Origin of the sequence: Pseudomonas sp. MWU12-2345 (assembly GCF_023242385.1) — a bacterium.
Taxonomy (GTDB): domain Bacteria; phylum Pseudomonadota; class Gammaproteobacteria; order Pseudomonadales; family Pseudomonadaceae; genus Aquipseudomonas; species Aquipseudomonas gingeri_D.
In genome coordinates this window covers 360,111-378,836 of record NZ_JALLJA010000005.1, presented here as the reverse complement: position 1 = coordinate 378,836, position 18,726 = coordinate 360,111, and the positions used below count along the sequence as shown (strand labels likewise).

Sequence of the window (18,726 nt, the reverse complement as noted above, 5' to 3'; positions counted from 1 at the left end):
AGTAAATACAGGGGTTTAAGGTCCAAAGGGGTCCGATGGTATCTGAGCTCATCCTACAATTCGTGTATTCCACGTGGTATTCCAAGCCCACGACTGCTATTTTTTGGAATACACGCAGTATCGGAGATTCTCATGGGTGCCCAAGCTACGCGGCTTTCAGATGTCAAAGTCAAAGCAGCGAAACCAAAGGAAAAAGACTACATCCTCACCGACGGCGACGGCCTTCAGATGAGAGTGAGAGCCAATGGCTCAAAGCTGTGGAATTTTAACTACATTCACCCAGCAACCAAAAAGCGGATCAATATGGGTCTGGGTACGTTTCCGGAGGTGAGTTTGGCCCAAGCCAGGAAACGGACGGTAGAGGCCAGGGAGCTGGTGGCGCAGGGGCTCGATCCGAAAGCGAAGCGTGACGAAGATCGTCAAACGTTAAGAGCGACTACGGAACATACCTTTAAAAATGTAGCAACTGCATGGTTCGAGCTTAAGAAAGACTCGGTTACTACTGCTTATGCTGAAGACATCTGGCGGTCGCTCACGCTGCACCTCTTTCCCGACTTGGCCGCTACCCCGATCTCAGCGATCACTGCTCCGGCGGTCATCAAATTGCTTAGGCCGCTTGAGACCAAAGGCAGTCTTGAAACCGTAAAACGACTGAGCCAGCGTCTGAACGAGATCATGACTTATGGCGTGAATTCCGGCTTGATTCACTCGAATCCACTGAGCGGAATTCGCTCTGTTTTCAAGAAACCAAAGAAGACAAACATGGCAGCACTGGCGCCAGACGAACTTAATGAACTGATGGTGACGGTGGCCAATGCCAGTATAAAAAGGACTACACGCTGCTTGATTGAGTGGCAGCTTCACACCATGACTCGCCCCGCTGAAGCAGCGACCGCAAGATGGGCAGATATAGACATCAACAAGAAAATCTGGACGATACCGCCAGAGCGGATGAAAAAACGCCGAACCCACATCATCCCGCTCACGGAACAAGCTTTGGGGCTCCTCGAGGCGATAAAGCCGCTTAGTGGACACCGCGAGCATGTTTTCCCGGCTGATCGCAATCCCCGTACTCATTGCAACAGCCAAACAGCCAACATGGCTCTGAAGCGCATGGGGTTTGAAGGCCGTCTGGTTAGCCATGGCATGCGCTCGATGGCCAGTACCATCCTCAACGAACACGGGTGGGATCCTGAACTAATAGAGGTCGCGCTGGCTCACGTGGACAAGGATGAGGTGCGCAGCGCCTATAACCGAGCTGATTACATAGAGCGCCGAAGGCCAATGATGAAATGGTGGAGCGAGCATATTCAGAAAGCGGCTATCGGAAGCCTTTCTATGTCCGCGATCAATGACAGCCTAAGTGTGGTCCGGTAACGCTATAACTACATTTGTGCATCACACCAATTACGCGCGCATCTCCAGGCATGGTTTCCGGTCTTCCTTTCGTGACTGGGCGCGTAAATCCCCACGATCCTTACGAGGGTTGTGAGATGGCGCAAGCGCAGGACGAGCGAGACCAGGCTGAAGGCGATTATTCGAAAACTAACTTCATTGATAAAACATGCTTACTCATGAACGACTGGGCTGAGCCCCTAACGAAGTTGACCCAATAATGACTGATCTTAACAAGCTTCTACATGACAAGTTTTTCCCAAACATTCCCAGAGGATTGGCAGATACCATCCAATGGCAATACGAAAAGCTACAAGAAGTAGGCCTCGCCATTAATGACCCTGAAAATCTCGACGAGTACTTAGACAAGCTTACTAAGGAAATTGAGAATGGTTGCATCACTCAAGATAGCTTAGCCGATATAAATGCCGATGCTATATTTAATAAAAATATAAAAGTCCGCTATCAAGCTCTATTTAAAATATCTTGCATCGCCTTCATACATGCGAAAAAAAAGGTTCATAAAGTTCATGAGACGGCGGTGTGGCCGCTGCTATGCCACGCCAGCTTTCTGATAGCAACAGCGGAATCAGCCGCCGGTGTAGTTTATCAGGAACAAGAAGCTCAACGAATTTTAGCAAATGGACAACCAGGTAGGGAAAAAGGGGGAAAAGCAACTAGCGAATTATATCGCCCGATTCGTGATCGCATGATTGAACTGCTCAGAGATAGTAAGCCTACTGGAGGATGGCGCACAAAGAAGCAAGCGATCGATGCGATACATGGAGAATTGGAAGCATTCATATCGAACGCCCCCGAGCTAACCATCACAATTCATGATGTTTATTCGACAGCTGATAAATGGCTTAAAAGCCGAGGAAACCAGGAAATAATCGAAGCTTATAAAGCGAATGCTGCAACTGCAAAAATTAAATGAGAAATGGCGCCCTGATTAGGCGCCATTTTATTTCCCTCTCGGGCGACCGCGATTAGATTTAACTTTAGGTAGCGTCGATCCTTTCCCAAAAACCCTTCGTTTGGGAGGTATGGCTGATCGGATAAAGTAATCAGCTTTGATTAGATAGCTCGCAGCTTTATCCAGATTCTTTCGAAGTACGGGATCGTTGTGTGGTATTACTCCTATCCCACAATTTCGGTAGCTATTTTTACCAGCATTACAATTCCAGTAGCGTCCTTTCCCGCCAGTAACTTTGTTTTTCCAGTGCTCTCCAATCCTCTGCGCTATTCTGACATCCTGGCGCACTATCGCCGCATCTAAAAATATAAGGAAATGATAATGAAAGGAATTCTTTAGCCCATATTCAAGCTTCCAGACATAACCCACGAAAGATTTTTTGCATATGTCGTTGCGAAGGTCATTAAGGAATGCCTTGCGATGCATATCTGTTTCTTCCCAGCTAATTGGGCTGCCACTACCCAAGCCATACTCACGCCCATATTCCAAGTCCACTCGGATAACAAGAAGCCTGGATCTGTGATCAAACAAACGACCAATAAATTTATTGAGGCTCGTCTGATTCTTGTTTGAGTTCCTAACGTGATGCTGCGTGTTTTTTATAAAACTCTCTTGCTTGGAACCATGTCGAACTGCATCGACAAACTGATTTAGTTTTACTACTGACTCTACCCACTCGCTTTCATCAACAGGGTACAACAACTTGTTTTCTTCAGGCAGACCTGGAACAAGCAATCTCAATTGATCTTTGAAAAGTTTAAAATACGGATTAAATTCGCCAGCCGGAAATAACTTGCCAATCCGATCAAAATCCGTGCTTATTCCTGCGATAATAGATAAAGCCAACGATTTAAACCGTGAAAATACTTCACCGACTTGAGTAAAATCAGCGTGCACTCCGAGCATGACAGATTCAGCTAGCGATTGAGACTGGTGTGGTTGTCGCGCAGCCCCTCTGAGGTGCTTGAACACCTCATGGCTAGAGCCAGCTATATTTTTAGTTACCTCAACAATTCTCGCCACATCATAAAGTGCGTCAAGCACTCTTTGATCGTTATTGTAACCTCCTGCGCTTATGAGGAAATCATCAAAGTTGGCTGTCAGTATTTCTTCTTTAGATAATGTACTATCTTTCAATTCTCCACCGGTAGATTTCTCGGGATTAGCATTATGGTTGTTGACTGCATATAGCATATAGCATATAGAGCTCTACCCAACACCACCTTCAATTACCATCTTCTACTATTGCCAATATCTACCTATTGCCACTCTTAATAACATAAGATCCTTAATTCAAAATCTAGAAACCAGATCAAAAACTCAATACTTCCCATTGCAAATATGGTTATTTAACCATTCGCCCCCTACTGACTCATAAATAGTTAGTGTTTTAGCTCTATTAATCACAGGTACTTAGCGACGCTGTTCTAGCCATTCCGTGATACCAGATTCGAACCAGCCAATTGCCGATGCACCCAGCTTTACTGGCCGGGGGAACGTGCTGTCGAAGCGGCGTGATTTCGGATTAATACGGTCATAGATGGTGGAGCGGCTCAGTCCGATCCGATCCTGTACTTGGCTCAGACGTAGAATTTTCAAACTGCTGTCAGTGGCAGTCGTCATGCTTGCTCTCCAATGGACCGCGTTGTTAGGTGTGTATCCAAGGTACGAGATTCCGCTTACCAATCGTAGGCAAGCGCTGCCGTGTATTTTTTTACTGCACAGCTGGTGATCGGGAAGCACGACCACAAGCTTTGCCCTCGTACGCGCGGGAGCTCCCGATTTTCCGGAAAAAACGCTGGGAAAATTAGTTCTCTACCTCACTAAAGTTAGATCCTCACCCATTGGGGCCGGGGCTTTGCGCCAATCGTCCCCTCGATTGTCCAAGCTAGAAAAAAATAGCCACATATCACCCCCATGAGAGCTGGTGGTTTCATTCAACTCAATGGACCGCGATTCTCGAAATCAACCTAAATCACCCAATGGGGAAAATCATGCACTGTCCAAGCTGCGAATCTGCGCGTGTGAAAACTAGAAATTACGGGAGAAAAGTAGGTGGTGTGGTGGGAGGTGTCAGCGGGGCAGTCGGCGGAGTTACCGGCGCCATGAGTGGGGCCGAGGCTGGAGCGCTGGTTGGCGCTGTCGCCGGGCCGTTCGGACTGGCAATAGGGACGTTCGCTGGCGCGATATTGGGGGGGCTGTTTGGAGGGGCTGCCGGTGGGATTACGGGTGCCAAGCTGGGGGAAGTCGTTGACGAGGAAGTCTTAGATAACAACGAGTGCTTGGACTGTGGCTTCCAGTTCAGTAAAGAGCAGAACACCGCACGGTAGCCGTCATAGCCCGGCTTCGCTGAGCAAATCCGAGGGCTTGCAATTCAAAGCCACCGCGATCCGAACAATATTGAGGAATGTCACATTCCTTTCGCCTCGTTCGATTTTGCCCATGTGGGATCGATCAATACCTGCGAGATCAGCTAAGGCCTCTTGGGAAACTGAGTGAGCAACCCGCCGCGCACGTACGGCTTGCCCCAAGCGGGCAAGCGTACCGTCTAAATCTGAAGCACCTGAAACTCTTGTCATGGCTCTGATGGTGGGATTATGATCCTTAAAGGACCACGGCATTTACGACCCATTTCAGAATATGGAGTTGTAGCCTTTACTGCGAAACAAAGGAAAAAGAAATGAATAAAGCGATTATCGGATTGCTGTTTGCAACTTCGCTCAGTGCGAACGCAGCACAGCCAGACCCAAAACAATATCCCATTACCGAAAAATCTTGTGAATATGCGTTCGACTTCATTAATAACGCCTATGCAAACATAAACAACAGGAATATCGACCCCCTGTATATCATCTCAACCAATATAAACAACAACCGCGACATCAATATGCGAGTAGGAGCTCGGGTAGCTAATAACTTCATAGCCTCCTCTAATGCCTGGGGAGCTCAGTATTCCCAGTGGGCGAGAAACAATATTACCCCCTGGTGCCGTCAGAGCATTGGTCGCGCATTATAAGGTCGGCACCCTCCAGTTTCCCCAGCAAAGTCTTTACTTAACTTTATCCATTCAATTACAGCTTGCAAATAAAAAGGCCAGACTAAAAATCTGGCCTTTTATTTTGCTTCGCGTTTATAGCGAGGTATTAATGTCGCACCTTATTGAAACTATGGCTTATATTGGCGCTACTCCCTGGCATGGCCTGGGCAGTCAGCTCTCTCCCAAACAACCGCTGGAAATCTGGCAGCGCGAAGCCGGTATGAACTGGCAGATCCAGGAAAGCCCGGTTCACTTCAAAGCCGACAATGTCGGCAACTTCGGCACCATTCACTCGTTTGCAGAACAGAAGGTGCTCTTTCGCTCCGATACCAAAGCTCCGCTGTCAGTGGTCTCACAACGCTACCAGGTGGTCCAGCCCCGTGACGTACTGGAGTTTTACCGAGATCTGACCGAGCGCTCGGGCTACGAGTTGGAAACCGCCGGGGTATTGAAAGGCGGGCGCAAGCTCTGGGCACTGGCGCGGACCGGGCAATCAGCCGCGCTCAAGGGCAATGACGTGGTCAATGGCTATCTGCTGCTGGCCACCTCCTGCGACGGCACGCTGGCCACCACGGCAACACCGACCACTATTCGGGTGGTCTGCAACAACACCCTGACGATTGCCATCAATGGCGCCAGCCAGGCGATCAAAGTCCCGCACAGCACGCGTTTTGATCCGCGAGCAGTCAAGCAACAGTTAGGCATCACCGTTTCGCAATGGGACGACTTTATGTACCGCATGCGCACACTCGCCGCACGCCCCGTAAAAGCCCATGAAGCCAAGGACTATCTGCGGAGCGTGCTGTGCGAGGTGCAAACCGGTAACACGGAGCGGATCGGGCTCTCAAATGAGCGCGCCTTAACCAAGGTGCTGAGCCTATATGAGGGGCATGGCCGAGGGGCGGAGCTGGAAGCCGCTAAAGGCACCGCCTGGGGCCTGCTCAACGCCGTCACCGAGTATGTCGACCACGAGCGTCGCGCCCGCAGCAACGAGTACCGCATGGACACGGCCTGGTTCGGCCAAGGCGCGGTCATCAAACAACGAGCGCTCAACACCGCCCTGCAACTGGTGGCTTGAAAAGCCCGCCGCATAAAGGGAGGCCTACGCCTCCCTCATCCATAGGTTTTCTCTCATCACCGGAGGTTCAACATGACCCCACGCTGCCTGATCTGCGATTCAAAGGCTGTACTGTCCAAGGAGGCGGCTAACGCGGCCGTCATGCTGATTGGGACCATTGATAGCTTCCTACTCGGCGTTCGCCAGGTACATACCCAGGAACTGGAAGTCACCCCGGACACACGACCTGAAAGCCTGCTCGTGCAACTGCTCGACCTGATCGGCGAGAGCGTTTCCAGTGCGACCTCTGGTTACACCGCCATGACGGCCTTTGCCAGGGACGTGCAGAAATATCAGTTCGGCTACTACGACTATCTCTGCTTACGCTGCGGGGCCAGGTTCGATCAGAGCGCCGAGAGCTGAAAGCGCCACTGCAAAACCGGGCAATCCGACAATCATGCCTTCCCTAGGCGTTCAGCCAGGCGCTCAACCAAGCCTAGGATCAGCTGCCGATCATCATGACTCAGAGGCGTCAATAACTGACTGATCCGGGTGGCTTGGTCATCCGGGCGCGAACTAGCCTCGGTCAACAGCTCTGCCGCCTCGCAGCCAAAGATGCCTGCGAACTCCAGCAACCGCTCAATGTTGGGAATCACGATGCCGCGCTCAATACGGGAAACCGCTTCATTGCCGACGCCCAGGCGCTCAGCAACTTCCTCCTGCGTCAAGCCACTGCGTAGGCGCTGCTTGGCAATCGCCCGACCCACCATACCTGCCAAATACTTCTGATCAGCCTCTATCACAGTGCCTCCCTATCTCAACCTAGATAGTTGGGCATCACCCCATTGACATGAAGAGCTCCGCAGGTTGAGAATCAACCTTAAAGGTTGTTTTTCGGCTATTTATGTCCACAGCAAAAAACAAGGAATTTTTCATTGGGGGGTGGTATGAGCTTAGAAGTAACATTGCGCGAACTTGAGATCGGCGATATTGACGATCAGTACCTGTCCTGGTTCAAGAATGATGACGGACACCTAAATTACTTCACCGGGTCTGGCCGTGTATTCACGAAAGAGATGATCGTGGACGATTACAAAAAAGGAGTTGAATCAGGTTTGTGGACTTATTTTTTGATTGAGGCCGATAACGGAGAAAAAATCGGGAATGTGAAAGTAGGCCCAATGGATCTGAAAAATAAGACCTCAGACCTTGTTTGCCTAGTTGGAAATCGAAAGTTTGTCGGCCAAGGGGTAGCTAAAAAAGCTATCGCCTTGGCTAATGAAATCGCCTTTTCAAAATTCGATATCCGACGCCTTCAGGGAGGGATGCTCTCGGGAAATATTCCGTCAATTAAAGCGTACACCTCAGCCGGCTGGGCTATTGAGACCACAATGAAAGGTTACTACTGGGTAAACGGCAAGGCCGTGGATAGGGTATGCGTGTCATGCTTGAACCCAAAATATTTTACGGATTAAGGAGTTTTTATAACTTTTCAGTCGCCGGTGGAAAAATCAGATTTTTCATTTCATCTAGTCAAGCATGACAACCTGACAAGCCCGCTATAAACAAGAAGGAATTTAATAATGGATACTGGCGTTTACTCGGCCTCTAGCATTACCAACGAAGAAATATCGAAACTAATTTCTCAGAAAAAACATTCATCTAAATACCATTGAAAATATTACGCCCCCACACCCCCAAAGGTATAGAAATGAAAATCCTGATCAACGCTATATTACTCGCCGCTTTCACACTGATCTCTGCATGCGGCCAGACTAAAACCCCACCTTTTGAAGTATCTCTTGGCGAGACGGGCGGCCAACCTGCAATTTTTCTAGAAGCAATCGTTGACAAAGTAAAACTTGAAAGCTTTCAGATAAATCGAGGTAACTGTTACAATAGCGGACCAAGATCAATAGACTTCGTATTCGGAGGGAAAACTATGTTTTCCACTTTCGGATGCAATGTGAAAGAGCTTTCAGTTAACACCGATCATGGAAACTTCACTTACTCCTTCTAGCTCTTTATATAAACCACTACGCCAACAACCTCCCAGAAATTCAACGAAAACCGCAAATCCCAAATAGCGCTACGAAACCGAAATCCATATAAACAAGGACGCATATGAATATTTTTTACGCAATCTCACTGACTGCTTTAGTATTGGTTGGTTGCGACAAACAGTCGGGGTCAGTGGTCCCAACCACCTCTGCACCAGCAGCGCCATCCGTCACTTATAAGCCGCTTATTGTTTCCGGTTCGGGCGTGGGAAACATCTTCACTTTCAGTAACCGTGAAATGGGCGGTCAGGCAATCAATTACCAATCGCGCACTGGCGCAGTCAATGTCATGGATTTCGTAGTCGACAATCCTGATGACACAGGCTACATCGGCGTCGAGAAAGCCTATGTTTTCGGCGAGAAGTATCTGCTTATTGTTTCAACAGGCGAAAATGGCATGAGCTGCCCTGCCACTACTTATGCGTTCACCTATGACAGCGAATCGGAGTCGGTTACTGGTAAAAAGCAGATCGATGGCTGCTCTGAAAATGTCGAAACTCTCACTGAGGGCAACAAGCTGACAGTAAAGAAAGAAGGTCAACCGACCGTTTTCTACAACGGCGAAGTCAAATAACCCCAGGGTAGGCACCACCGTTGGTCGTTAGCATTTCAGCTCCCCCTTCTAAATCGAGCCGTTATCTGGCGCTTTCTAGAAACAGCATTGCTGCGCCTGAAAAGGCTCAGCACCTCAATCATCGACGGAGTAGAGCTGCCTTCGCACTCGGCTGCGTGTCCCCGACGAGTGAGCTTATCATTGATAAGCCACTGCGCACTCTGCAACCCTTAAGCTCCCAAAGTACCGCCATAGCTAATACGCTCGATGGTCGACCGTACTTTGGCATCGGGACGCATAATGACTGCTGGCTCCTGAAAGAGATCGGGAGCGCAGCATCGGGAATAAAACTGCGGGGCTGAACGTGGGGTTTATGACACGCTGACAAAGCTCCAACAATAAATCACCTTCAGAATTACGCTTTCAAGCATTGAAAACATGTGGCTTGTGGCATCTAATTTTTCAATACATCTGAGCGGCTCTAGCTTAGCTTTCCGACCTGCACCGCTCACGTAAACACCAAGTCAATTTTTCTGCCCAGGCGTTAAAGCTGTCCGATTTTTTTCAATGCATTGGCCAATGTCTCGGAGCCTTCAATGGCATTTTTCTCGAACAGCATCATATAGCGATATCCTCCCTGTGAAACTTTCGCTTCCCAGAGCTTCCCTAGCTTCAGCTTGGCAGCACTGTCAGAATTATCCCGATCATCGCCCTTGGTCTCAAGAATTATTACTTTTCCAGACTTTAGCTTAATTACGAAATCCGGATAATGGTTGATGAAACCGTTTATTCGAAAACCTTTACCTCTGGACAAATTACGATGCCACCATTGAACGCTCTCAAGATTGGCTACGGCTTCGATCACACGGGCCTCAAATTGGCCAATCGACGCTTCCGTAGTGTAAAGGCTCTTCGGTAGTGATGGGGCATTAGCAGATGGGATGATAAATTCGGGTATAGTGAAGCTAGGTAGCACCTTGATTTTATCTAAATCTAGCATGTCGCAGAATACCGTCTGTGCATGCGCGGTAGCTAGCTGCTCAATTTTGACCTTGATCTTACGAGCATAAGCCACATCACGATCAAGACAATCGCGAATTTGCTCTGACGTAAAGCTTTCGATAATTCGAGAAACGTATTTGCGTAACTCTGGGTCCGTTATCGGCCACATATTACCGATCAGACCAGCAAGACGAGCCGCAACGTCACGAATCTGGCTTTCACGAGACAATGAAACAATCAAGTCGTTAAATTTTTGGCGACCAGCTGCGTCGACTTTAAAGGGTTTTGGTGCGTAGTCACCCTCTCCCGACTGCTCAAGATCGACTCGATAAACTTCGGCCACTACATCTTCAAAACTGATTGTAGCGTCCGCCGTGTCCAATCGAAAATCTTGCAACAGCTCATCGCGCTCAAGTAGCTGCATTTCATCTTTTTCAGAAAACCATCCACTGTTTGCAACTTCCACAAAAAACTGTGGTATCTGCAAAGAGAGTGCGTCCTCTTTGAAAATTTCTTTGAGTTTGTGCCGATTCACCTTTTCCTCCAGCTCGACCGGCACGTCACTAGCTACCGCCGCCTTGGCCTCGAATTCTTTATTTTCTATCGTCGCTTGTTTCTTGAGGACCTCTACAAAGGCAACAGACGCATCGCTTGCTGAAGGCGCTATAGACGTCGTCTCTGGGTCTTTCGCGACGACCAGTGGGACCTCAGGCCAGTCCTCATCTAACTCATTACTCGGCGGCTGACCTTCCGAACTGGTCGTACTAATTGATGGGGACTGCTCTGAACCTATAGAAGGCTGATGCAACTCGAAGATATCGGAGGTAGATGGCGTCGGCGCCAGACTTGGAGTGGCATTAAGGATGTCAGCTGAACGATAGTCTTTATTCGAAAACCCACTTCGATTCAAAGCCTTTACAACACTTTGAAGAGTGTCCGAAAAGCGATTACTGGCCGTAAAAACATAAGACAAATTTAGTAGATCATGGCCATGTTGTTGCACGTGAGGCATACGGAGCACGCGACCGAGAATCTGCTCCACATCTACCGCAGAGGACTTGTCTGCCAGCGAAGCCAGTATATAAGCGAATGGGCAGTCCCAACCCTCTTTGAGAGCGTTAATTGTAATGATGTAACGCACGGAGCAATCACGGCTCATCAAATCAAGACCTTTCAGCTCATTCAGCTCAGCCGTTTTTATCTTGATTTGATCCTCTGGAATTCCAGCTTTCACTAGCTGTTCACGGACTTTCTCGAAGGTGGTTTTATCCTCCCCTGTCCGAGGCTGTGCTTGAAATAGCACAATCGGGCGAATGTATTTTCCGCCCGTTTTTTCCTGTTCAAGTGCCAACTGCTCGAGCTGGCGACGCAGTATCACTGCGCTCTCGATAACATCGGTTCTGCTCCCCCGATTGGCTACAATCACAGGCAACTTAACCATATGCTGCTTCTTGAGAGCCATGGCATCTACGTAGCTGATTATATTGCTATTATTGCGAGGTGTAGCAGTTAGGTCAAAAATGAAATGGGGGTTTAAATTAACCAACATCTCCACCGACAAGTCGGTCTCTGCGTTATGACTCTCATCCACCACCACTACAGGCTTTAGCCCTCTGATAACATTTATCAAAGATGAAGCGTCGTGATCAGGCAGCAACCAATCGGCGTCATGGCCGTCACTAAGAAAAGAGGCCAAATAGCCGTTATCTTGATAGATCTTTCTGGCTTCTTTATTTTTCGCCCGCAAACTATCAAACGACATCACAACTATGGACAGTTGTTCTTTCACCGTATCAGCAGAAAACCCAGCACCCATTAACAAATCGGCCCGCTCGTAAATAGCGACTCGATTCCTGAATAAAAGATTGAGGCGTTGACGGTAAGGGTGGTGAGGATCTGTTAGATTTTCAATTGTCTGATCAAGTATAGTTAACGTAGGCACGAGCCAAACTACTACTTGAGGCCGCGTAGGATGTTTAGTAGCCAGAGCATCAAAAATGCTTTTTAGGGCATTTACGGCGATGTAGGTTTTTCCGCCCGCTGTTGGTACTTTGGCGCAAACGTGTGGAACGCCAGGTACGTTATTTTTGTAAGGCTCAGCAGCTATACCCTTTTGTCTCCAATAATCTGCGAAGGACGTACGCAAGTCTTGAGACTCAGACAGAATAGCCAAATATCCTGTCAAGTCCGAAATCACTTTACCCTGGTAATCTTTAAGTTCCATTTTGTTCAAAACCTCGTTATATCGCGAGGGATTTTTTTGAACGTTAATCCGTGAAGCATCATGAATTCCTTGGTTAGCAAGCAACGGTCGGCGTAAACAATCGCCCTCGGTGGCTTTTCAGCTCCAAAATTAAGAGTCGCTAGATAATCCATATTCAGGCACGTAGCTTCTCCCGGAGAGTAATTAAAGATCCATGCCATATCAGGACTGAGCCCCAAAACATGTGGCGAAAATGGATTATCGACGTCTGTCCGATACTCGTTGGGAATACCTTCTGCATATGCCACATAGTCACGAATTGCCTGAACCCCAGCCTCTTCGTTTAGCTGGTCCTCCGACTCAAAAATTGGCTCACCGATTGTGAAGTAATCAAATCCCCCGCCAAGGGGAAGAGTTCGCCCCTCTCCCTCGCCATATCCGTTCATAACGCGCCTGACGCGCTCCGCTGTGATGGTATCAGCGTAATCCATAGTCTCAATCAGGATAAACCGCCGATTACCCTTGTCTTCGGCGTTTAGTTTTAAAACCGCATGCGCTGTTGATCCGGAACCGGCAAAACTATCAAGTACAATTGCATTCGGAGCTGCTGCAATTTTAAGTATGCGTTCTATTAGGGTTGTAGGCTTCGGTGTATCGAACACGGCACTGCCGAAGATACTTTTAATCTCCTGCCCCCCTAAATCAGTGGTTCCCGTGTCCCGATAGGACCAAAGGTCAACAGGAACCATCCCAGATGCTTCCCACAAATACAGCTTCAGCCGGGGGTAAATCGCGTCACCATTTTGGCCCCACCAAAGACGCTTTTCAGCTTTGTGCTTGCAGTGTTCCTCATACGAGTATTTCCAGGCATGGGTCGGATGCTCGATGATCCGACCGTCAGGTGCCTCGATCTCATAGACTAAATTCGCCCGACGCTCACGGGTTGCTGGATTGACGTAGGAGGAGGTCATCCACGGACCACGAGGATCGTCGTCTTGGTTACTATAATTTGCATCAGCCTTCGCCGTCCGTCCTTCCTTGACTTCCGTCAGGTGCGAGCTTTTGCGGTAAACCAAAATTGTGTCTTTGAGCGAATAAAAAAGTTTGGCGTTGTTACTTCGCGTGTACCGCTTTTCCCAAGCGATAGCGGCCATGAAGTTCCCATAGCCAAACATCTCATCAAGCATCACGCGGGCGTGGCTGGCCTCGGTATCGTCTAAACTGATAAAAATCAAACCATCCTTAGCCAACAGACGGTGCAAAAGCTTCAGTCTTGGATACATCATACATAGCCACTTGTCGTGGCGTGAGAGATCCTCGCCTTCTTTGCCCACAACCTGGCCTAGCCACTTTTTCAGCTTTGGATCGTTGACATTGTCGTTGTAGATCCATCCCTCGTTACCGGTGTTGTAAGGGGGGTCGATATAGATACAATCCACCTGTCCCTCGAACTCGGGCAGCAGCGATTTCAAGGCTTCTAGGTTGTCGCCCTGAATGATCCGGTTGTTAAAGGTATTCGTTGGCGCGCCTGCCGCAGTCGAACGGAACTGCTCGGTTCGGTTGAGAACACGGAATGGTACGTCATGATGGTGATTGACGACTTTATCCTTGCCAACCCAGGTCAATGTAGGCATTTGCAGCTGTTCCTTGTGTTCTGGCTCGTTGCATGGCCTGCATTTTGCCTTAGTGAGGCAGCGCGTGTCTCATCCGAGGGCAATGACGACAGAGATTTCAGCATCAGCATTCGGCGCTAAGCGATGACGGTGAGATGCGCATTCCAGATGGGGGGACAAATGGGGGGACAAAAATAGCTCAAGCCATAATCGCCAGCAAAATAAGGCCTAAATGTCACAATAACGCCGCCCACAAGCCGGGCTAACCTAAAACCGAATGGCTAGAGCTGGAGGGATTGTGGGCCGATCCCAACGTTAAAGGCATTTGGTCGAGTCCTCCGGATCAGGAGGAACCTCATCGGCTCGGTCGATCACGCCTCAGAGCATTGCAAAGGGACTCGGTATTCCAAAGAGTATTCCAAGCAAAAAAAATACACATAAAAAAACTTAAAAATCAGTAGCTTACGAAATCAATTCAGATTACCCCGGCCCATCAAACGAAGCAAAACGAAGCCCGCCTTGTGCGGGCTTTGTTGCATCTGGGCTCCTGATTTTTCGGGCCAACCCTGCCGCCACTCGCCCCACCAGTAGGAGCCAGTTTGCTGGCGATATCGACACCAAGGCGCTTGGCGAGTACTTCCAAAGACGCTTTCGACAAAGCCCAGAACAGACAGGTTTGGAAACCACCCGCATCCTGGAAAATCTTGGGCTCGCCAATGGCGGCACACCCAATTTGGCCGGTTTGCTGCTCTTCGGCCAGGCGCCACAACGTCTGTGCCCGGCGTTCGATATCAAGGCCGTGGCGTTTCCGGGCACGGTGCTGCATGACCGCCACTATCTAGACAGCGAAGATATCGACGGCAATCTGCAGGAGCAGTACCGACGCAGCCTTTCCTTCATAAAGCGCAACCTACGCCACGTGCAGCGCCAGCAGGGCTTCAATACCCTCGGCCAACTGGAAGTGCCGGAGGAGGTGTTCGAAGAACTGCTGGTCAATGCCCTGATCCACCGCGACTACTTTGTCAGCGCCTCCATCCGGATCATGATCTTCGCCGATCGCATCGAACTGATCAGCCCCGGGCACCTGCCTGACGTGCTCGATACCGAGAAAATTCGATTCGGCCTGTCCAACCGTCGTAACCCGACGCTTACCTCCCATGCTGTGCACATTCTCCCCTATCGCGGTTTGGGCACAGGCATCCCGCGCGCTACCGATGCTTGGCCGATGATCCGGCTGGAGGACGACCGGCAGAGTAATCAGTTCAAGGTGGTGATTCAGCGCGCCGTTGAAAAAGGGCCTCTTTCGGGCCCAAATGGGGACCAAGCAGGGACTAAGTCGGGACCAAGTAGGGACTGAGTCCGCTGTCGAAGGAAAACAGGCCGAAACTCGCCTGCCTTTGCAGCAAGAGCAGGTAACGCTGCTGTGCAGGATGACAGGCGATCACACTGCGCCAGAGCTAATGACCTTCGTCGGGCGCAGCAACCGCAGCAAGTTCCGCGAACAGGTTTTGGCCCCGCTGCTGGCGCTTGGCGTGGTCGAGATGACCATTCCAGACAAGCCCAACAGCAGCAAGCAACGCTATCGCCTGACCGCAGCCGGCCGAGCGCTAAAGGCTGAACAACGCCCCTCAGACGACTGAGCCCGGACAACCACGCCTTTGCGCCAGCACAATGCAGCGCTTTGCACATTTTCGCCCCAGGTACAGGGAGACAACTGCTCGCACCGCGTGGAGCGCTAGTCATCCAGCGCTGGTTGCTTGATCAATGGGATCTGTCGCTACTCCCCAGGCTCTTGAGATGGCGGCTCGGGTTAAAACTGTGCTTCGTGGTAGCTCTGGACCACCCGCTCGCGCATAACGATGCCGTTGTGTTTTGTCGGTAGATATTTATAACTACCGACGTAATGCAACATCCCTGGCGAGTCGGCCTGGACTACCTGCTGTACGGCGATCAACGGGCCTTCCGCGCGCTCGTACCGTTCAACCGCTGGGCCCGGAACACCACCGCCAACCGCCCGAAGGCCTTTCACGACGGCTACCTGCTCGACGGCAAGCCCCTCAGCGACAACCCTGCCATGGCCGCCACCGGCGGCGATACGGCAGTCATTCCCAACGCCGCGAGCAATTGCACGCGTGGCAACGGCGTGTGATCGACCAGCAGGGCCCTCAATACACTGGCATCGGCTTCAAGCGGCATGTCCAGTGTCCTGCGTACCGATTTGGGCAGGGCCGCCCGCAAGGCCGTGACCATATCCACTGCCTCAGCCAATGATCGGCCCAGGCCGTTGTAGACCCGATAGCGCCCATCCGCCCGTACCAGCACCCGCTGCAACTCGGCCTGCTCAAGCCCGATGCTGTCCAGCAAGGCCCCCGCGGGGCTGTCCTGGCGCACCTCGATACGCATGCAGCCGGGCCAGCAAGGCAAGGTTTCCAGGGTGTGCAGCACCAGCACATCGCTGTCCTCTCCGGCCGCCGACGCCAGGTAGAGCCCCTCGTACGCGCGGTTCAAGCGCAACTGCTGGCGATACCACAGCGCATCCCGGAGCATCCGCGGGGGTGCCACCTGCGCCGTGGACAACTGACGAAGCTCGTCCTCGTCAGCCCGGGCGATCAGCTCTCGTACCATGGAGGTCGGCAGATCGGCAAAGAACCTTCTGACCTGCCGCACCCGGGGATCGCCCGACTGCTGCCGAAACTGATAACAGATGTCGAACACTTCGTTCCTGCGCCGGGCAAGGGCTTCGCCGGCTTTGCGCCTCAACGCCAACAGGCGGTCTGCGGCCGAGACGTAGTCGCCCCCCAGCCACTCCCTGATCTGCTCGTCGTCCAGATGATTCAGCACACTGATCCACAGGTCGCCGGCCATCAATTGAGCCTCGCTCACCGAGATTCGCGGCAAGTCCTCGGCGCTGTCTTGCGGGTACTCGACCCGGTTGGCGGCTCCCGCTTCGAACAACTGCAATACCCGTGAAGTGGGCCAGATCAGTTGCAGTCCCACTTGTTGCAGATAGCGTTGCACATCGGCGTCCTTTGCCGGCGTCTCGTCTTCGGGATGCTCGATGAAGCGCCTGATCTCCCTGTCCAGCCGGAAGCGCTCCACGGTATCGAGCAAAAATGCCGGGGGCTGCCGACGGTCCCCGGGCATCAGCAGCGGCCATGGCCAGGTTGACAATGGTCACCCGCCGTGTCGCGGCGGATCAGCCCGCGAGGACGGCCAACAGGTCCTCGTCCTGCGGAAAAGGTGACTGGAAAAGGCGGCGCCCATCTAAGTTTCCCTAATGCACCCACATCACCGCATAGCCCAAGGTCATCAGCCCCCAGGCCACGAGCGGATGAAACAGCACTTGCCACACTCGCGCACGCGGGTCGAAGCCCACGCCGTGCACATACCCGGCGGCCACGCCCCACATGACCAGCATCAGCAGGTTGTGGTTGTAGTGACCTTGGGCGTTGAGGATGGTGATGGGGTGGATCAGTAGAATCAGGCTCAATGGAACGGCCAGCAGCAGGGACAAGACCCTGCTGCTGGCTCGTCGCAACCGCGGTGCGGCTTCAGCGGTCACCCGCGGACTCCTTATCCAGCGTGTCGGTGGCTTCGAGCCACATGACGTTGATGATGCCGAAGCTACAGGCCAATAAGACGCCGAGGATCCAGGCAAAATACCACATAGTGTGCGTTCCTCAGTAAAGGCCGTGGGGGTTGGCGTCGATGTGCTTGGTGGTCACTTTGCCCCACATTTTGGCGTAGCACCAAAGGGTGTAGCAGAGGATCAGCGGCACGAAAATCGTTGCGGCAACCAGCATAATATTGAGTGTCATACGGCTGGAAACCGCATCCCATACGGTCAGGCTGGAGGCCGGGTCGATACTCGACGGCATGACAAAGGGGAACAGGGAAAAACCAGCGGTGCAGAGGGTGCCAACGATGGCCAGGCTGCTGCCCAGGAACGCGCAGCGACTGTGACCGCCGCTGGCCGAAAGCAGGGCCAACAACGCCCCGACTATTCCCACTACTGGCGCGATGACGGTCAGCGGGTATTTCCCGTAGTTCGCCATCCAGCCCAGGTTGCTCGCGGCGACGGTCTTGCTCAACGGATTCAGGGCCATGCCGGGCTCAAAGGCGGAGGTGATGGTTTGCCCTTCGATGCTGCCCAGCAAGAGCCAGAGACCGGCACCGATGAAGGCCAGCAGATAAACCGCCGCGAACAGCTGAGCAGCGCGGCGTGAACGCCGGGCAATATCTCCCTCCGTACGCATCATCAACCACGTGCCGCCGTGCAGGCAGAGCATGCTCAAGCTGACGACGCCGGCGAGCAGTCCGAATGGGCTGAGCAGTTGCCAGAAACTACCGTGGTAGCTGGAGCGCAGCGTGTCATCAAACTGGAAGGGCACGCCCAGGAGCAGGTTACCGAACGCCACGCCGAATACCAGCGAAGGCACCACACCGCCAACAAACAGGCCCCAGTCCCAGCTTTGCCGCCAGCGGGTGTTGCTCAGTTTGCTCCGATAATCGAAGCCTACCGGGCGAACAAACAAGGCAAACAGCACCAGCAGCAGGGCCCAGTAGAAGCCCGAAAACGCAGCGGCATAGACCAATGGCCAAGCGGCGAACAAGGCACCGCCGGCGGTAATCAGCCAAACCTGATTGCCATCCCAATGCGGCGCGATGGTGTTGATCACCACCCGTCGTTCGTTATCGTTGCGGCCGACGAAGGGCATCAGCGCGGCGGCGCCGAGGTCGAAACCATCGGTCAGGGCGAAGCCGATCAGCAAGACGCCAACCAGTACCCACCAGATCAGTTTGAGGCTTTCATAGTCGAACATCATCGTG

Annotated in this window: 20 protein-coding genes; 10 read left to right on the top strand and 10 right to left on the bottom strand. The window is 51.6% G+C overall.

Going from position 1 to position 18,726, the window contains the following annotated elements; genetic code table 11:
• Nucleotides 1-132 precede the first annotated feature (132 nt).
• Both M5C71_RS13795 and M5C71_RS13785 read left to right on the top strand, forming a co-directional pair.
• On the top strand, nucleotides 133-1,377 hold the full coding sequence (locus M5C71_RS13795; RefSeq protein ID WP_248768062.1) for an integrase domain-containing protein: 1,245 nt from the start codon (nucleotides 133-135) through the stop codon (nucleotides 1,375-1,377).
• A gap of 238 nt (nucleotides 1,378-1,615) precedes the next feature.
• Nucleotides 1,616-2,332, top strand: coding sequence for a hypothetical protein (locus M5C71_RS13785; RefSeq protein WP_248768061.1), 717 nt, complete (start codon nucleotides 1,616-1,618; stop codon nucleotides 2,330-2,332).
• A 27-nt stretch (nucleotides 2,333-2,359) separates the two neighbouring features.
• On the opposite strand, the gene M5C71_RS13780 is transcribed toward M5C71_RS13785, so the two are convergent.
• From M5C71_RS13780 to M5C71_RS13765, 3 genes are all read right to left on the bottom strand, one after another.
• Nucleotides 2,360-3,508 (bottom strand): inovirus-type Gp2 protein, encoded by a 1,149-nt coding sequence (locus tag M5C71_RS13780; protein ID WP_248768060.1) that lies wholly within the window; start codon nucleotides 3,506-3,508, stop codon nucleotides 2,360-2,362.
• 276 nt (nucleotides 3,509-3,784) lie between these two features.
• Nucleotides 3,785-3,994: an AlpA family phage regulatory protein gene (locus tag M5C71_RS13775; RefSeq protein ID WP_248768059.1), complete on the bottom strand. Its 210-nt coding sequence runs from the start codon at nucleotides 3,992-3,994 to the stop codon at nucleotides 3,785-3,787.
• 710 nt (nucleotides 3,995-4,704) lie between these two features.
• On the bottom strand, nucleotides 4,705-4,950 hold the full coding sequence (locus M5C71_RS13765) for a helix-turn-helix transcriptional regulator (protein WP_248768068.1): 246 nt from the start codon (nucleotides 4,948-4,950) through the stop codon (nucleotides 4,705-4,707).
• A gap of 101 nt (nucleotides 4,951-5,051) precedes the next feature.
• Here M5C71_RS13765 and M5C71_RS13760 point away from each other — a divergent pair, with 101 nt between their 5' ends.
• The 3 genes from M5C71_RS13760 to M5C71_RS13750 all read left to right on the top strand — a co-directional run bounded on the left by M5C71_RS13760 (nucleotide 5,052) and on the right by M5C71_RS13750 (nucleotide 6,888).
• Nucleotides 5,052-5,387, top strand: coding sequence for a hypothetical protein (locus M5C71_RS13760; protein WP_248768057.1), 336 nt, complete (start codon nucleotides 5,052-5,054; stop codon nucleotides 5,385-5,387).
• A gap of 130 nt (nucleotides 5,388-5,517) precedes the next feature.
• Nucleotides 5,518-6,486, top strand: coding sequence for a DUF932 domain-containing protein (locus tag M5C71_RS13755; RefSeq protein ID WP_248768067.1), 969 nt, complete (start codon nucleotides 5,518-5,520; stop codon nucleotides 6,484-6,486).
• Between the two features lie 72 nt (nucleotides 6,487-6,558).
• Entirely contained in the window at nucleotides 6,559-6,888 is a 330-nt protein-coding gene (locus tag M5C71_RS13750; protein WP_248768056.1) for a hypothetical protein, read from the top strand.
• 32 nt (nucleotides 6,889-6,920) lie between these two features.
• Here the strand turns inward: M5C71_RS13750 and M5C71_RS13745 are convergent, their stop codons facing one another.
• Nucleotides 6,921-7,268, bottom strand: a complete 348-nt coding sequence (locus M5C71_RS13745) for a helix-turn-helix transcriptional regulator (protein WP_248768055.1) — start codon at nucleotides 7,266-7,268, stop codon at nucleotides 6,921-6,923.
• A gap of 144 nt (nucleotides 7,269-7,412) precedes the next feature.
• On the opposite strand from M5C71_RS13745, the gene M5C71_RS13740 reads away from it, so the two are divergent.
• The 3 genes from M5C71_RS13740 (at nucleotide 7,413) to M5C71_RS13730 (ending at nucleotide 9,099) form a co-directional block, all read left to right on the top strand.
• Nucleotides 7,413-7,940 (top strand): GNAT family protein, encoded by a 528-nt coding sequence (locus tag M5C71_RS13740; protein ID WP_248768054.1) that lies wholly within the window; start codon nucleotides 7,413-7,415, stop codon nucleotides 7,938-7,940.
• 236 nt (nucleotides 7,941-8,176) lie between these two features.
• The gene (locus M5C71_RS13735; protein WP_248768053.1) at nucleotides 8,177-8,485 is read left to right on the top strand and encodes a hypothetical protein; all 309 of its coding nucleotides are present in this window, start codon (nucleotides 8,177-8,179) and stop codon (nucleotides 8,483-8,485) included.
• 104 nt (nucleotides 8,486-8,589) lie between these two features.
• Nucleotides 8,590-9,099: a hypothetical protein gene (locus M5C71_RS13730; RefSeq protein ID WP_248768052.1), complete on the top strand. Its 510-nt coding sequence runs from the start codon at nucleotides 8,590-8,592 to the stop codon at nucleotides 9,097-9,099.
• 523 nt (nucleotides 9,100-9,622) lie between these two features.
• Here M5C71_RS13730 and M5C71_RS13725 read toward each other — a convergent pair.
• Both M5C71_RS13725 and M5C71_RS13720 read right to left on the bottom strand, forming a co-directional pair.
• Nucleotides 9,623-12,304 (bottom strand): DEAD/DEAH box helicase family protein, encoded by a 2,682-nt coding sequence (locus M5C71_RS13725; protein ID WP_248768051.1) that lies wholly within the window; start codon nucleotides 12,302-12,304, stop codon nucleotides 9,623-9,625.
• Between the two features lie 5 nt (nucleotides 12,305-12,309).
• Nucleotides 12,310-13,917 carry a site-specific DNA-methyltransferase gene (locus M5C71_RS13720; protein WP_248768050.1) on the bottom strand — a complete coding sequence of 536 codons (1,608 nt, stop codon included), beginning with the start codon at nucleotides 13,915-13,917 and terminating at the stop codon, nucleotides 12,310-12,312.
• Between the two features lie 655 nt (nucleotides 13,918-14,572).
• Here M5C71_RS13720 and M5C71_RS13715 point away from each other — a divergent pair.
• On the top strand, nucleotides 14,573-15,253 hold the full coding sequence (locus M5C71_RS13715) for an ATP-binding protein (protein WP_248768049.1): 681 nt from the start codon (nucleotides 14,573-14,575) through the stop codon (nucleotides 15,251-15,253).
• Between the two features lie 103 nt (nucleotides 15,254-15,356).
• Complete coding sequence (locus M5C71_RS13710) at nucleotides 15,357-15,536, top strand: Fic family protein (protein WP_248768048.1); 180 nt, start codon at nucleotides 15,357-15,359, stop codon at nucleotides 15,534-15,536.
• 394 nt (nucleotides 15,537-15,930) lie between these two features.
• Here M5C71_RS13710 and M5C71_RS13705 read toward each other — a convergent pair whose 3' ends face one another.
• From M5C71_RS13705 to cydB, 4 genes are all read right to left on the bottom strand, one after another.
• Nucleotides 15,931-17,067: a hypothetical protein gene (locus tag M5C71_RS13705; protein ID WP_248768047.1), complete on the bottom strand. Its 1,137-nt coding sequence runs from the start codon at nucleotides 17,065-17,067 to the stop codon at nucleotides 15,931-15,933.
• Between the two features lie 103 nt (nucleotides 17,068-17,170).
• Entirely contained in the window at nucleotides 17,171-17,458 is a 288-nt protein-coding gene (locus tag M5C71_RS13700) for a cyd operon YbgE family protein (protein WP_247263099.1), read from the bottom strand.
• On the bottom strand, nucleotides 17,448-17,564 hold the full coding sequence (gene cydX, locus M5C71_RS13695) for a cytochrome bd-I oxidase subunit CydX (protein WP_100939626.1): 117 nt from the start codon (nucleotides 17,562-17,564) through the stop codon (nucleotides 17,448-17,450). The genes M5C71_RS13700 and cydX overlap by 11 nt, the downstream gene beginning before the upstream one ends.
• Nucleotides 17,565-17,576: 12 nt before the next feature.
• The gene (gene cydB / locus M5C71_RS13690; protein ID WP_100939627.1) at nucleotides 17,577-18,719 is read right to left on the bottom strand and encodes a cytochrome d ubiquinol oxidase subunit II; all 1,143 of its coding nucleotides are present in this window, start codon (nucleotides 18,717-18,719) and stop codon (nucleotides 17,577-17,579) included.
• Nucleotides 18,720-18,726 lie beyond the last annotated feature (7 nt).

Excerpts from the sequence above, each read along its gene's own strand:
- M5C71_RS13795 (WP_248768062.1), top strand. The coding sequence starts at position 133 with ATGGGTGCCCAAGCTACGCGGCTTTCAGATGTCAAAGTCAAAGCAGCG.
- M5C71_RS13785 (WP_248768061.1), top strand. The coding sequence starts at position 1,616 with ATGACTGATCTTAACAAGCTTCTACATGACAAGTTTTTCCCAAACATT.
- M5C71_RS13775 (WP_248768059.1), bottom strand. The coding sequence starts at position 3,994 with ATGACGACTGCCACTGACAGCAGTTTGAAAATTCTACGTCTGAGCCAA.
- M5C71_RS13765 (WP_248768068.1), bottom strand. The coding sequence starts at position 4,950 with ATGACAAGAGTTTCAGGTGCTTCAGATTTAGACGGTACGCTTGCCCGC.
- M5C71_RS13760 (WP_248768057.1), top strand. The coding sequence starts at position 5,052 with ATGAATAAAGCGATTATCGGATTGCTGTTTGCAACTTCGCTCAGTGCG.
- M5C71_RS13755 (WP_248768067.1), top strand. The coding sequence starts at position 5,518 with ATGTCGCACCTTATTGAAACTATGGCTTATATTGGCGCTACTCCCTGG.
- M5C71_RS13750 (WP_248768056.1), top strand. The coding sequence starts at position 6,559 with ATGACCCCACGCTGCCTGATCTGCGATTCAAAGGCTGTACTGTCCAAG.
- M5C71_RS13740 (WP_248768054.1), top strand. The coding sequence starts at position 7,413 with ATGAGCTTAGAAGTAACATTGCGCGAACTTGAGATCGGCGATATTGAC.
- M5C71_RS13735 (WP_248768053.1), top strand. The coding sequence starts at position 8,177 with ATGAAAATCCTGATCAACGCTATATTACTCGCCGCTTTCACACTGATC.
- M5C71_RS13730 (WP_248768052.1), top strand. The coding sequence starts at position 8,590 with ATGAATATTTTTTACGCAATCTCACTGACTGCTTTAGTATTGGTTGGT.
- M5C71_RS13725 (WP_248768051.1), bottom strand. The coding sequence starts at position 12,304 with ATGGAACTTAAAGATTACCAGGGTAAAGTGATTTCGGACTTGACAGGA.
- M5C71_RS13720 (WP_248768050.1), bottom strand. The coding sequence starts at position 13,917 with ATGCCTACATTGACCTGGGTTGGCAAGGATAAAGTCGTCAATCACCAT.
- M5C71_RS13710 (WP_248768048.1), top strand. The coding sequence starts at position 15,357 with ATGACCTTCGTCGGGCGCAGCAACCGCAGCAAGTTCCGCGAACAGGTT.
- cydX (WP_100939626.1), bottom strand. The coding sequence starts at position 17,564 with ATGTGGTATTTTGCCTGGATCCTCGGCGTCTTATTGGCCTGTAGCTTC.
- cydB (WP_100939627.1), bottom strand. The coding sequence starts at position 18,719 with ATGTTCGACTATGAAAGCCTCAAACTGATCTGGTGGGTACTGGTTGGC.